The organism is Pedobacter sp. KBS0701 (assembly GCF_005938645.2).
Lineage (GTDB): Bacteria > Bacteroidota > Bacteroidia > Sphingobacteriales > Sphingobacteriaceae > Pedobacter.
On sequence record NZ_CP042171.1, the window covers coordinates 1,609,134 to 1,623,325 of the forward strand.

10 protein-coding genes are annotated in these 14,192 nt (G+C 39.6%); 8 read left to right on the top strand and 2 right to left on the bottom strand.

All coding sequences use genetic code 11. The features are described from left to right. Positions 1 to 107: 107 nt before the first annotated feature. Complete coding sequence (locus FFJ24_RS06325; RefSeq protein ID WP_138823590.1) at positions 108 to 995, top strand: sugar phosphate isomerase/epimerase; 888 nt, start codon at positions 108 to 110, stop codon at positions 993 to 995. A gap of 203 nt (positions 996 to 1,198) precedes the next feature. On the opposite strand, the gene FFJ24_RS06330 is transcribed toward FFJ24_RS06325, so the two are convergent. Continuing rightward, positions 1,199 to 2,236 carry a sensor histidine kinase gene (locus tag FFJ24_RS06330; protein WP_168202401.1) on the bottom strand — a complete coding sequence of 346 codons (1,038 nt, stop codon included), beginning with the start codon at positions 2,234 to 2,236 and terminating at the stop codon, positions 1,199 to 1,201. A gap of 178 nt (positions 2,237 to 2,414) precedes the next feature. On the opposite strand from FFJ24_RS06330, the gene FFJ24_RS26650 reads away from it, so the two are divergent. Then, positions 2,415 to 2,546, top strand: a complete 132-nt coding sequence (locus FFJ24_RS26650; RefSeq protein ID WP_256377611.1) for a hypothetical protein — start codon at positions 2,415 to 2,417, stop codon at positions 2,544 to 2,546. A 28-nt stretch (positions 2,547 to 2,574) separates the two neighbouring features. Here the strand turns inward: FFJ24_RS26650 and FFJ24_RS06335 are convergent, their stop codons facing one another. Beyond that, positions 2,575 to 3,300, bottom strand: coding sequence for a LytTR family DNA-binding domain-containing protein (locus FFJ24_RS06335; RefSeq protein WP_138823594.1), 726 nt, complete (start codon positions 3,298 to 3,300; stop codon positions 2,575 to 2,577). A 449-nt stretch (positions 3,301 to 3,749) separates the two neighbouring features. Here FFJ24_RS06335 and FFJ24_RS06340 point away from each other — a divergent pair, with 449 nt between their 5' ends. From FFJ24_RS06340 to FFJ24_RS06365, 6 genes are all read left to right on the top strand, one after another. Further along, a complete protein-coding gene (locus tag FFJ24_RS06340) occupies positions 3,750 to 4,754 on the top strand; it encodes an LLM class flavin-dependent oxidoreductase (RefSeq protein WP_138823596.1) in 1,005 nt (334 codons plus the stop codon). 424 nt (positions 4,755 to 5,178) lie between these two features. Then, the gene (locus tag FFJ24_RS06345) at positions 5,179 to 5,694 is read left to right on the top strand and encodes an RNA polymerase sigma-70 factor (protein ID WP_138823597.1); all 516 of its coding nucleotides are present in this window, start codon (positions 5,179 to 5,181) and stop codon (positions 5,692 to 5,694) included. Positions 5,695 to 5,757: 63 nt separating this feature from the next. Next, complete coding sequence (locus FFJ24_RS06350) at positions 5,758 to 6,702, top strand: FecR family protein (protein ID WP_138823599.1); 945 nt, start codon at positions 5,758 to 5,760, stop codon at positions 6,700 to 6,702. A gap of 237 nt (positions 6,703 to 6,939) precedes the next feature. Beyond that, positions 6,940 to 10,170, top strand: a complete 3,231-nt coding sequence (locus FFJ24_RS06355; RefSeq protein ID WP_246862756.1) for a TonB-dependent receptor — start codon at positions 6,940 to 6,942, stop codon at positions 10,168 to 10,170. 12 nt (positions 10,171 to 10,182) lie between these two features. Continuing rightward, the gene (locus tag FFJ24_RS06360) at positions 10,183 to 11,706 is read left to right on the top strand and encodes a RagB/SusD family nutrient uptake outer membrane protein (RefSeq protein ID WP_138823601.1); all 1,524 of its coding nucleotides are present in this window, start codon (positions 10,183 to 10,185) and stop codon (positions 11,704 to 11,706) included. Then, positions 11,700 to 13,565, top strand: a complete 1,866-nt coding sequence (locus tag FFJ24_RS06365) for an alkaline phosphatase (protein WP_246862757.1) — start codon at positions 11,700 to 11,702, stop codon at positions 13,563 to 13,565. The genes FFJ24_RS06360 and FFJ24_RS06365 overlap by 7 nt, the downstream gene beginning before the upstream one ends. Positions 13,566 to 14,192 lie beyond the last annotated feature (627 nt).

Here is a 14,192-nt window from a genome sequence, read left to right on the forward strand (position 1 = left end):
TTATCTTTAAACAAGAATTCTCAAAATGCTGCTGTATTTATTAATAAATTAGGAGCGGGAGGAATCTTGAGATCTAAATTTTTTTAACCAAATAATTTGAAAAATATATGAGAGGTGCGAAATTCAGCTATCCGTTTTTTTTGATTTGCCTGATTTATATCGGTTTTTGTGGTTTTATTTCAGAGAAACAGGTTTATCCGCGTTTAGGTATTGTATCTGGTCTGGCACAGGATAGTTTAGCTTATGCTTCTGGTTTTAAAATGATCGGTGAATCGGTTCCGAAGCTGCTTTCACCTGTATTAACCGATGATCAGTTTAATGCCAGTTTAAAAAAGATTAAAGCAGCAAAATGTAAAGTATTAAGCTGTAACCTTTTTTTTCCGGCGAACATAAAAATAGCTGGACCAGAGGTAGATGAAGCGAAGGTTTTAACTTATACCGAAACTGTTCTTTCAAGAGCGGGGCAAGCAGGTGTTAAGTTTATTGTTTTGGGTAGCTCGGGTGCAAGGAGCATTCCCGCAGGTTATAATATCGTTAAGGCAAAATCTGATTTCGTTATTTTGGCTGGAAAGCTGGCGCAAATTGCAGGAAAATATAAAGTTACCATTTTGTTAGAGAACCTCGAAACCACCGAAACTAACTTCATCACTTCATTAAAGTCAGCAGCAGAGATAGTAAGGGAAGTTAATCATCCTAATTTCAGGCTCAACGCCGATATATTCCACATGATGCGTGAAGGAGAATCTCCTGATGAAATTATTGAGGCCGGTGACTTGATTGGATTTTCAGAGGTTGCCGAAAAACAAAACAGATCATTGCCTGGTGTTATGGGCGACGATTTTAAACCTTATTTAAGAGCTTTGCACAAAATAAATTATAAAGGTTTCATTTTTATTGAAGGGAGCATCAAAAATGCTGCTGTCGAAATGCCGCTAGCTTTCAAATATCTTTCTGCTCAGATTGCAGAAGTATATTCAGAAAAGAAAACAGATTGATGTTATCTCCTATCGAAGATATAACTTGACTTATTTCGATAATAACACCAATGATTGCATATTTGATTCTTTCGCAGCCTTATCAATTTTTGGTAGACTCATTTTTTGCCATTCTGGTTTCAAAGGTTAAGGGTAGATTTTCATTTTTACTAATCGCAGCGATGGCTCTCACTAAGTTAAGCATAAATTGACGGTCGATATTTCTAAACAAGGATAGGCTGTTCAGCTTTTTTAGTTTTAGATTCTATGGTTAGTGCATTTAAGGAAATACTGATATTTAAAGTGTAGAAACCCTCTTCATCAATTCCTGCGGTCATTTCTGCATGTTGATGGTAGGCATATTTGAGTCGGTTACTGATATTATCCATGCCTGAGCCAAAGCCTACCTTGCTTTTTATCGATCTCGGTAGATTACGGCTTTCGATATGCAATTTGCCATCAATAGTGTAAACATCAATAGTGGCCTTATTTTCTGCATCATTAAGGTTTCCATGTTTAAACATATTTTCCAGAATAGTAAGCAAAACAAGCGGAATGAGTTTAATTTCATCAAGATCAGGTCCGCTGGCAAACTCAATATAAATTGCACCCTGGGTAATTTGGTGCAGGCCGATCAGGTTTTCACACTGCGAAATTTCATCACTTAAACGGACATAACCTTCATTATGTTGCGTGCTGGCTGCAAAGCGCATCATATCAGAAAGATAAAGCATCACTTTAGCATCTTCCGGAGAGTAAGCACTTAATTTTTGGTGTACAAACTCAAATGTATTGAACAGCAGATGCGGATTAATCTGTGCTTTCATGAAAGCATTCTTAGACATGGCCAGTTCCTTATCCATCTTTTCCTTCTCAATAAGCATTTGAAAACGCTGTTTTTCGATACGGGATTTTTCTGTTTTTTCTTTAATAAACCGCTTTAAGAAATAATACCCTGTAGAAAAAAGAAGGAAAAAAGAACCCCTGTAAAGTACCTTGGTTATTCTGATCTTGAGACTTGGCAGTTGCCCGGGTAAAATATTGGTATAAGTATTTAGCAAAATGTCAACACCTGTAACTATGCCTAAATAAATCAAGATAGTTGATATAACAACCAGAGGAACTTTCCATACTGCTCCGTTATGAAATGCCGTTGCTTTTTCCAGCAGTAAAGCATAGGTATAAAATAAGGTGATATTAATCGTGTAATGAATAGCGTAGTTACCGAATGTACCTAACAGGCCAAGGAAGTAAATAACCATCACAGTCTCCCAAACGATAAATGCTGTCCAAGCAATTATGTGTATACGATATGTGTATAACCATCTTTGCAACGTACCGTTGCGCCATTTCAACCTATTCATAAAGGCATATTTACTATTTGTGTAACAACTAAAGTTATAGGGTGCCATTGCCGCTAGTTTTCGAAAAAAAACAATTATGAAAACTCAAAAATTAGCAAAAAAAACACTTTTTGTATTTAAAAAAAAACAGAGCGGAAAGATCAATAGGCCAACAACCATTTCTGAACCCACCACCACAACATTTACTACAGTTTCAGGTTTAATTTAAAACCATTAAATGTTTCCATCAGTAGCCGTTATTTTTTACGGCTACTGATGATTAACCTTTCGGAAATAAAACTTTTAAATTCGTTATAATAAATATCGCCAACCGTAAAGCTAATCTGGTTGTTCATGGTAATCCGATTGCCATCTATATACAAAATCTTATCAATCGCCACAATATAACCACGGTGTAATTGTATAAAACCGTTTTTGATGCTAAGCTGTTCCCGAACATCTTTTAAGCTTAAGTAAGCAATAATTACTTTTTCTACAGTATGTAATTTAATGTAATTATGAAAACTTTCAAAGGCAATAATATCTTCATATTTAACCATTACCGCACGGTGCTCTTCTTCCTTATTTTTCACCAGAAAATAATCCTCGTTGGCACCTCCAGTCATTTCATGTCCAAAAAGCCTGGTAATTGTTGTAGCAAATTTAGCATAGCTGTATGGTTTAAGCAAATAAGCATCTCCTGCAGCTTCAAAAGCATCAAAAGCATACTCCTGGTGAGAAGTAGTGAAGATGAGTTTTCTGGTTCTGAAGCGGATGGCTTTGGCCAGTTCCAGCCCCGAAATTTGGGGCATTTCCACATCCATAAAAATTACATCAACCGTTTCTGAATTGGCTAACTCCCTTAAGGCAGTAATTGGATCGGTATATTGCTGCACTAGCCGCATGTTTGGAGTATCCTCAATATATTTTTGTAGTCCCGCTAAGGAGCTGTACTGGTCGTCTATGGCTATGCACTTAATCATCTTCAAAAAATCTGGTTCTCTTATAACGAAATTACGCCTTTTCGTAACGAAAAGAATACTATCTGTACGCTTTAATTTTAAATTTTTTCCTTATTCACTAATTTAATAGAAAAATTCTCGATTAAGTTTACTAGATGCGGGTAATAGCTACAATCCATAAAATAATGCTAATACCGATAAACGTATACTCATCTTTACCGGATTTGCTAATCTATTATAAGTTTGAAATTTATTCAAATTAAGAGCAAGGGCCCAACTGCTTTGTTACAAGAATATACATATCCCTACACCCATGTAGTTGTAGCCATTTATTAAGCATTTCATGTTTTGTGTCATTGCATTGCAACGTACCTTACGGATTATGTTGGCTAAACGTCATTTGTATTCATTTAAACGTGAGTTGGTTTTATTAAAGATATTTTTGCAATACAGATTTTACTCCTTTAATTATGGCCGATCACTTATTGAAAAATGTACTTTATTCCGTTCTCGATCTTGCAACCGTTTTAGACGGTTTTACTGCTGCAGATACCTTTAAAACCAGTCTTGATTTAGCTAAACAGTCTGAAACTTTAGGTTATACACGTTACTGGTTTGCAGAACACCATAACATGGCTGGTGTGGCCAGTTCAGCAACGGCGGTACTAATTGGTTATATTGCTGGTAATACCAATAGCATTCGAGTAGGTTCCGGAGGTATTATGCTGCCCAATCACGCTCCCTTAATTGTAGCAGAACAATTCGGCACGCTGGCTTCGCTTTATCCTAACCGGATCGATCTGGGCTTGGGCAGGGCACCCGGAACCGATCAGGTTACGGCAATGGCCATCCGAGGTGAAAACTTTAATGCTGTTCATAGCTTTCCCAGGGATATTGAGAAACTGCAACAGTTTTTCTCTGCCAGTAATAACCGGGCAAGTGTAAGGGCTATGCCTGGAGAAGGTTTGGATATTCCGATCTGGATTTTAGGTTCGAGTACAGATAGCGCGCGCTTAGCCGCAGAAAAAGGACTTCCTTATGCTTTTGCCAGTCATTTTGCCCCAACCTATTTTGAACAGGCGATATCCATTTATAAAAATAATTTTAAACCCTCGGCATTTTTACAGGAACCCTATGTAATGGCATGTGTGAATGTGGTAGCTGCAGATACTGATGCGGAAGCAGAACGTTTATCAAGCTCTGTAAAACGTATGTTTTTAGGAGTGATAACAGGCAAAAGAGAATTACTAAAACCTGCCGTTGATGATATTAATGAATATTGGGGTCAGTTGGAAAAAGAAGCTGTAGAGCAGATGTTGTATTATTCTTTTATTGGTAGTGCTAATACCATTAAAGAAAATTTAGAAGCATTTGTTGTCAAATATGGCATAAACGAAATTATGAGCACCTCGCATATTTATGATCATCAGGCAAAATTGCATTCGAATAAAATTTTTGCAGGGTTGTTTGGGTAGTTGCGAGTCATATCAATCGCGTCATGCTCCCGCAGATATCGCTGATTGCGCAGAACCTATTGCTTTTTGACATTAAGCAGTTAATGAAATTAAGACTATATTGTTAAATCAATCGCATCATGTTCCTGCCGATATCGCTGATTACGCAGAACTTATTTCATTTTGACCATTAAATAGTTAATGACATTAAGACTCTGTTATAAATATCTGCGTCAATCTTTTTAGATCTGCGGGGGGCTAATCGCTAATGTTCCTGCAGATATCGCCGATGAGCGCCGAATCCCTTCCATTTTACATCATCACGTACACTTTAAGATTTGTTAATAATAAGGGAATATTGAGCTGGTAGCTTTGCTGTGAAAAAAAGCACCATCCCTTGAGCGAAACTTTACTTTCATCTTTACAGTGCGGAAGCCATCTGGCCATGGAAAAAATCTACCAGTTTTATTGGGAAGATGTTTTTGATGCTGCGCTAAAAAAAACGGGTGATGAAGCCCTTGCACAGGATATTACCCAGGAGATTTTCATTTCGCTTTGGGAAAACCATAAAACGATTAACCTTTCCGGAAGCCTGGGTGCTTATCTGCATGGAGCCGTAAAATATAAGGTGATTAATTATTTCAGGTCGGGCAGTATTAAAGAACAGCACCAAACTGCGCTTACGACCCTGATGGATGAACAGCATTCTGCTGCTGCGGATGATAAACTAATTTTAAAAGAGCTTCACCTGGAGGTGGATGCCGCCATTGCGCTTTTACCAGAGAAAATGCAACAGGTTTTCTCGATGAGCAGAAAACAGGAAAAATCCATCAAAGAAATTGCTGCTGAACTCGACGTTTCTGTGCAGACGGTAAAGAACCAGATCTCTGCAGCATTAAAGCTTCTTAAAAAAAGTCTTTCCTATATCCTGTTAATTGCTGTATTGATCGGCTTAACATAAAGTTAATCTATAGATAACATTTTTGGTTGGTACCGATCTCCTTTTCAACTGACATGTATTTAGATGACAGAAGAACAGGCAAAGGAACTGCTGCAGAAATATCTCGATCAGCAGGCAAGTCCGCAAGAGCAAAAAAAAGTTGAAGAGTGGTACGCTACACTTCAGTCAAAAGATGTGGCATTATCCGCCGATCGGAAAGCAGCGATAGGGGCGCAGATGTTTGCTCACCTTCAGGTGGCTATGCAAGAGAAGCCAAAACCCGTCAAAGTATTCAAACTACAATCTTTTATCAGGATTGCTGCCGCCGTATTCCTCATCATAACAATTGGAATAAGCGTTTGGAAACTCAATACAAAAGTAGCGCCTGAAAATCAGGTAACAGTAGTTACCGGAAATAAGCAACAGAAGCGAATTACTTTGTCAGATGGTTCGGTGGTTTTGTTAGGTCCGTCAGCAAAACTCTGCTATCCTAAAGCCTTTGCTTCAAACAGCCGCCATATTGCACTTAAAGAAGGGGAAGCTTTTTTTGATATTGCTCATCAGGAAAAAAGGCCGTTTACAGTGCATACAAGCGCCGGGGTAGACATTAAAGTTTTAGGGACCTCTTTCAAAGTTAAATCATATCAGGCAAATAAACAGCTGGAGGTGGCTGTAGTTACGGGTAAAGTTGCGGTGAGCAATCAAAAAGGCAACCTGGCTACGCTGGTTAAGGATGAGTTTTTAACTTATGATAAAAATGACGGTCGCGCTGCCATCTGTAAAATCAAAGCGTCTGCTTTTATCGAATTTGCTTTCGATGGTGCAAACCTCAATCAGGTGATCACTAAACTCCAATATGTTTATAGCATTAAAATTTTGCTGAACGATATCACTTTGGGTAAACTTAAAACTACTGCATCCTTCAGCAGCAAACAATCGCCTGAAGAAATTTTGGATATTATCTGCAGTCTGCATCACCTCAGGTTCAATGCATCAAAAAATCATAAAACATTTAATATATACAGATGAGATAGGATATGATATAGAAATTATCTACGGTACCGGTCAGATCGTTCGCCGCAATCTTTCTTTCTGGCAATAAAAGCCAGTATAATTAAAGCTTTACAAAAATAAAATCAAACAAATTAAGCAATGAAAACAACCTCCGCTAAGAGGACACCAGCTCTTTACAAGATCATGAAATACTCATGTTTAACATTTACAATCCTCTGCATTTTTTGCAGCTCTATCCTCGCTTCGGCAGGTATGGCACAAAAATTAGAGAAAACTACGGTTAGTATTACCATCAATAAAGGCCGTAAGATGACCGAGATCATCAAAGAAATTGAATCCCGTACCGGGCTTAGTTTTGTGTACAATCCAGATCAGCTGCAACAAAAAAACATGTCTTTAAGTGGCGATTTTAACACAGAACCCGTAAGATCACTTTTAGACAGACTTGGTTTGCAGGTTTTAGAAAAAGGTGGATACGTGATTTTAAACAATGCCGTAATGAATAAGCCAGACCGGATAATCACAGGGGTAGTAAAAGATACCACAGGTTTGGCACTTCCAGGTGTTTCGGTGAAAGTATTGGGCACACAAAGTGGTACTATTACCGATGGAAACGGTGCTTATCGCATTGCAGTTGCCGCTGATGCCGTACTGTCATTCTCCATGATTGGTTATCAGACCAGGGAAGCAAAAGTTGGCGAAAACCAGGTAATTAACATGGTTTTGAAAGAAGAACGCTCCACACTTGCCGATGTAGTGGTTGTAGGTTACGGTACACAGAAAAAAGAAACCTTAACCGGAGCAATCAGTATTGTGGGGATGGATAAACTTTCTTCGCGATCATTAAATAGTGTAGGTGAGGTGCTTGCCGGAAAAACTCCGGGTGTAATTGTGACCAACGAGGGTGGCGATCCGACATCGATGCCTCGTATCAATGTTCGTGGCTCAGGCGGTATCAATGGAGAAAATGTACTTTACGTAATCGACGGATCTATCTTTTCGGGTACTCCACAGCTTAACCCTAACGATATTGAATCGATATCGGTGCTAAAAGATGGATCTGCAGCCATTTATGGCGCAAGAGCTTCTGGCGGTGTAATATTAATTACGACCAAAAAAGGTAAAAGCGGTAAGATGCAGATCAGTTTTGATGCTAAAATTGGACAACAAAGTGCCTGGAAAAAACTAGAATCATTAAATGCACAACAGCGTGCACAGGTTGCCGCAACTGCAGCTAAAAACGGTGGTACTACCATATTGCCAGCCTTTGATGCCGCAAAATATCCTGACGGGCAGATTACACGTACCAACTGGATGGATGAAGTGTTTAGAGATGGCTTATTGCAGGATTATAATGCTGCAATTAACGGTGGCTCTGAAAAATCGAATTATTATTTGAGTTTCAATTACCGCAATGCCGAAGGGATTGTGTTAAACACTAAAACCAAACGTTATAATTTCAGGATCAATACCGAACATGAGGTAACCAATTGGTTAAAAATTGGCGAAAACTTATCGTACAGCAGCACTAACGGAAACGGCGCCAATACCAGCAGCGATTATACGGGTGCTTTACTTTCGGCCATTTATTATCCTACAAATGCCACACCTTACAATGCCGATGGTAGTTTTGCAGGTTTACCTGGGCCGTATGCCGGAGATTATGGCGATATTGTTAACCCTGTTGCCGATTTAATGCGTATTGATATCAACAACCCGGTAAATGTGTTGGTCGTTAATCCCTATGCCAATATTAAATTAGCCAAAGGTTTAACTTTTAGGTCTAACTTAAGCATCACCAAAACAGATGCTGCTTTTAAAAGCTTTACACCAAAAAGGCCTGAGGTAGGAAAACCCGTATTAAGCAATAGTTTACAGGAAAGCAGCAACCATAATAGCGATTTCCTGACAGAACAAGTGTTAAATTACAAAGGTACCTTTGGTAGCCATCAGCTCGATCTTACAGGTGGTTACTCATTTCAAAAAACACAATACAGAAGTTTATTTGCTTCAGGATCAGGTTTTGATGATGAATCGCCACAATACAGGTACTTGATGAACGCCACAGTAATACAGCCTTCTTCCAGCGGTTACAGCGCACAGGCACTTTCGTCATTGTTTCTGCGGGCAAACTATAACTATCGCGAAAAATACCTGGTGTCGTTAATCGGTCGCCGTGATGGCTCGTCATTACTGACCAAAAATAACAGGACCCGGAATTATGGTTCAGCTTCTGTTGGATGGCTAATGAGCAAAGAAGACTTTCTTAAAGATGTAAGTTGGTTAAATGAATTGAAATTAAGGGGTAGCTATGGTTTTCTCGGTAATTTAGCGGCACTTACTTCTGCTGCGGTGAACCCATTGTTAAGTCCAACACAAAGTTATTTTGGCCAAACGCCAACTTTGCAAAATGGTTATGTTCAAACGGTTTTGGCCAATCCTAATATCGCATGGGCAGAATCTAAACAAACAAACTTTGGTGTTGATGTAGCCGTATTAGGCAGATTGAGTCTTACAGCAGACTATTTTGTTAAAGAAATTAATAAAATGATCCTGGTGAGAACATTACCCGGAACAGCAGGTTTAGGTACTCAGACCATTAATGCCGGTAAAGTAAAAGATAAAGGTTTTGAGTTAGGATTAAATTATAATAGTGATAAAAATGCAGCTTTTACTTATTCCGTAAATGCTACTTTAACCAAAATAAACAACAATATAGAAGAACTTATTCCTGGTATAGAAAACCAGGTTGTATCTACCAATTTCCGGAATGAAGTTGCCCCCCTTACCAATAGGGTAGGACAGCCACTGTATAGTTATTTTGTATTAAAAACGGATGGTATTTTCCAAAGTCAGGCAGAAGCCGATAACTATAAAAATGCTAAAGGACAAAAAATTCAGCCAAATGCAAAGGCAGGTGATTTTAGATTTGTAGATATCAACGGTGATGGATCTATTGACAGTAAAGACCGTTATTTTGCTGGTAGCGCTTATCCCGATTTCTCTTATGGGTTGAGCTTTAACGCAAGTTATAAAAATTTCGACTTTAATATTTTTGCACAGGGCGTACAAGGAAATAAATTATTCAATGCCGTAAAACGTACTACTTATAGCGCTAGTGGTCCTTCATACAACAAATTGGTCGGTATTTTAGATGCCTGGTCACCAGAAAATCCAGGTGGCAAAGTGCCGATTATTTCAACTAGCGATGCCAACGGAAATTTTGCAGCTTCTGATTTTTATGTGGAAAATGGCTCTTATCTGCGTATCCGTAACGTAACCCTGGGTTACAGTTTGCCAAAATCGATCGCTAATAAATTAAAAACAGGTGGTGTAAGAATTTATGCCACAGCAAACAACCTTTTTACCATTACTAAATATTCAGGCTTTGATCCGGAAATCGGAATGGACAACAACGGAGTAGATGTTGGCCGTTATCCGCAGGCACGAAGTTTTATCCTTGGTTTAAGTGTAAATCTATAATCAAAAACAACAATGAAAAAGAATTTTAAATATATCGCATTTGCAGTACTTGCTGCTTTTTCTTCATGCACAAAAGAACTTGATATCATACCTGAAGGGTCTCCATCAGCGCAAAACTTCTGGAAAACTAAAGAGGATGCATTGAAAGCCGAAGGTGGAATGTACGAAATCTATAATGCTGAAGATTTTTACGGTCGCGGGATGTTCTGGTTTATCAATGCCAGCGATGATATGGTTACCGGCCGTAACAAGCCAGAGGCTGATAACATTAAAAACTTTAACCGTACTTACGTAGGCGGTGGTTATACCGAAACGCAGTGGAGCATGCGTTATGCCATCATCAAACGTGCCAATGATATCATTACCAATGTGCCAAAGATCAATATGGATGAAAATTTAAAGAAACAGATCATTGGCGATGCTTATTTTAATGCCGGTTTGGTTTATTTTCAGCTGGCTGCAAATTATGGAAACGATAAAGCGGGTGTACCAATTGTTAAGCCTGAAACCGATGCATCTCAGCCTATTCCCCGCGCCAGCAATGTAAACGAGAACTACGATTATGTTATTTCGCTTCTTTTAAAGGCAGCTGATAACCTTCCCCTGTTTTCGGCAATGAAACCTGCAGATTATGGTAAAGCACATAAAACGGCTGCCTGGGCTTACTTATCTAAGGTGTACCTGTTCAAAAAAGATTATGCCAATGCTGCAAAATATGCTGATATGGTCATCACTTCAGGTCAGCATGATTTAATTAATACGGGTTTTGCCGATGTTTTTAAAGCGTCAAACAACTGGTCTAAAGAATATATATGGTCGGTAGTTTGTACACCAAGCGGTGGCGGAACAGGCTGGGGTAGCAAGCTCCCGGGTGTAATGCTAACCAACAAAGCATGGGGTATTTATAATGGATGGGGTTATTATCTGCCAACCAAAGAACTTTACGATTCTTATGAAGCCGGCGATCAACGCAGAGAAGCTACCATTTTGAAACCTGGCGATAAATTTATGTTCTTTGGTGCCGAGCGTAGCTTTACTAAAGATGGGGGAGCAACTTCCAATTACCAGTTTAAAAAATACATGGAGCCGTTTTCTTATGCCAACCCAATTCCAACTCATGTTAACCCTAATGGTGATAATGGAACAACTGATTTAAATGTGCCATTAATGCGTTATGCCGAAGTTCTGCTGATCAAAGCAGAAGCTGCCATTAACCTAAGCGGTGCAGGAGCGGGAGATACCGAACTGAACAAAATAAGGCTTCGTGCAGGTTTAAATGCTAAAACAGGAATGACTATAGATGACCTTAAACGCGAACGTCGTAATGAGCTTGCCGGAGAATGGGCAGATCGTCACCGCGATTTAGTAAGATGGGGCGATGCGCAATCCACTTATGCTAAACCATTACACGATTTTGATGGAACTGTAATCTGGCCGGCAAGAACTTTCAACCCACAGGTACACGATGTTTGGGCGGTGCCACAAAGAGAAATTGATAACAGTGCGGGCGTGATTAAACAAAATCCAGGATGGTAAAAAAAATAGGGATAAACTTTGCAGCGCTGGCCTTTGTGCTGGGGCTGCAAAGTGCATCTGCCCAGGTAAAACTGAGTGCAAACCGCGGACATAGCCATAACGATTATAAGCAGGAAATTCCCCTTTTAGCGGCATATTATGCCGAAATGGGATCTATTGAGGCGGATGTATTTTTAAAGGAAGGGCAATTATATGTAGCACATGAGGCTTCAGAAATTAAACCGGATTTTACACTTAAAAAAATATACCTTGATCCGTTAGCCCGGTTTTTTAAATCAAAAGGAAATCATCCCTATAGCAATGCAGCCTTAAAACTGCAGTTGGTGGTTGATGTAAAAGAAGATTACAAGCATGTACTACCGGTATTACTAAAAGAGCTCGAAGGTTATGCTGAGGTATTCGATGCAAAAAAGAATGCCAATGCGATTAAAGTAGTGGTTAGTGGCGATATGCCTGCACCAGCCGATTTTAAAAATTATGATGAGAAATTATCTTTCGATGGCAGGCCGGCAACAACTTATACCGATGCGCAATTGGCAAGGGTGGCGATGATCAGTGATGATTTGAAAAATCACACCGTATGGAATGGAAAGGGCAATCCTACCAAAACCGATGAAGCAAAGATGAGAGCCACGATAGAGCAGGCACATCGTAAGGGCAAACCTTTCCGCTTCTGGGCTTCGCAGGATAGTCCGAACACCTGGATTGTGCTCGAAAGGCTTGGCGCAGATTGGATCAATACGGATAAACCGACCAAACTGAAAGATTTTTATCTTCATCAGGATAAACTGAGTTATACCAATCCAAAACCATATACAACCTATTCACCAACTTATAAAACCGACGGCCAGGACAAAGCACCCAAACATGTCATTTTGTTAATTGGTGATGGGATGGGACTGGCTGCAATCCACGCTGGGTTAATTGCCAATCATGGGGATCTGAATATGGCAAAGTTCCATTACATTGGCTTTTCTGAAACCGCTGCGGCTGATGCCGGAAACACCGATTCGGCTGCGGGAGGCAGTGCTATGGCAATTGGCCATAAAACCAATAACCGTTACATTGGCATGGGACCTGATGATCAGCATAAAACCAATTTAGTTGATACTTTATCCATCTTCGGTATCAAAAGTGGTATCATCACCGCGGGCGATATGACCGATGCAACGCCAGCAGTATTTTACGCCCATCAACTCGACCGCTCATACAACGGCGCAATTGCGAATGATCTGTTAAGCAGCAAGGCCGAAGTTTTAGTGGGTTCTAACCGCAAAGCTTTTGAGCAGAATAAAAACAGCAGGCTTTTGGCAGATCTGAAAACTAAAGGTTTTCAGGTAACAAATAGTTTAGCTGATTTTGAAAAACAACATGAAGGTAAACAATTGGTTTTGCTGGATGATTCGGCTACCCGACCGGTGACAAAAGGTCGTGGCGATATGCTTAAAAAATCCTTAGCACATACCGCGGAGATTTTATCGCAAAATAAAGCTGGTTTCTTCATTATGGCCGAAGGCGCGCAGATCGACTACGGTGGTCATACCAACGATTTGCATTATCTCGTTACCGAATTACACGATTTTGACCGTACGATTGCCGAAGCGCTTCGCTTTGCTGATCAGGATGGTGAAACACTGGTGATCGTAACTGCCGATCATGAAACAGGAGGATTAACACTTTTAGATGGTGCTGCTGAAAAAGGAATGGTAAGGGGCGAATTTAGCACCAACGATCATACGGGTATTATGGTTCCGGTGTTTGCCTACGGTCCTGGCTCGCAAAACTTTACCGGTGTTTATCCTAATAACCAGATTTTTCATAAAATCATGAAGGCTTATCGTTTAGCGAAGTCCAAATAAAAAAGAATAAACCAAATCCCAATGGTGGTGTCTGTATACCAGAATACAATATCATTAACCACTGATGCACACAGATAAACACGGATCTATATCTGTGTGCATCCTTTTTATCTCCCGAAAGAGCCTATCGTGTGGACACATCTTTTAAGTATTTTTAGGCGTTTTGCTAACTAACTTTAATAAAGCACGGATTATAACCAAGGACGCTGTCAATCCCAGGAGCCGGGGAAATCAAAAAAACAGGTGCACAACAGTAAAAATGGCAGTAACAAACCTGAAACGCAGTGGTTTTGTGTTCATAACCGATAATTTAATTTTAAAAAATATAGAACACAACACGAAGTGTCACTGTTTTTTGATGCGCATGAGATTGTGTAAAAGGCTCATTGCTGGATCCGATAGCCATCGGATGACAAAGCGCTTTGGGTACTTTGGCGCTCCAAAATGCGCAGCATTCTTGAACACAGCTAAAAACAACATTAACTGTGAAAAACTACCATGCCCCGCGGCATAGAGCGATAGAAGAATGTTATAATTAATTGTGTCCACACGATAGGAAAGACCGGGATAAGTTGTGGTTAATTACATTTACGTAATGACATTATTCACAACACCGCTTTTTTAATT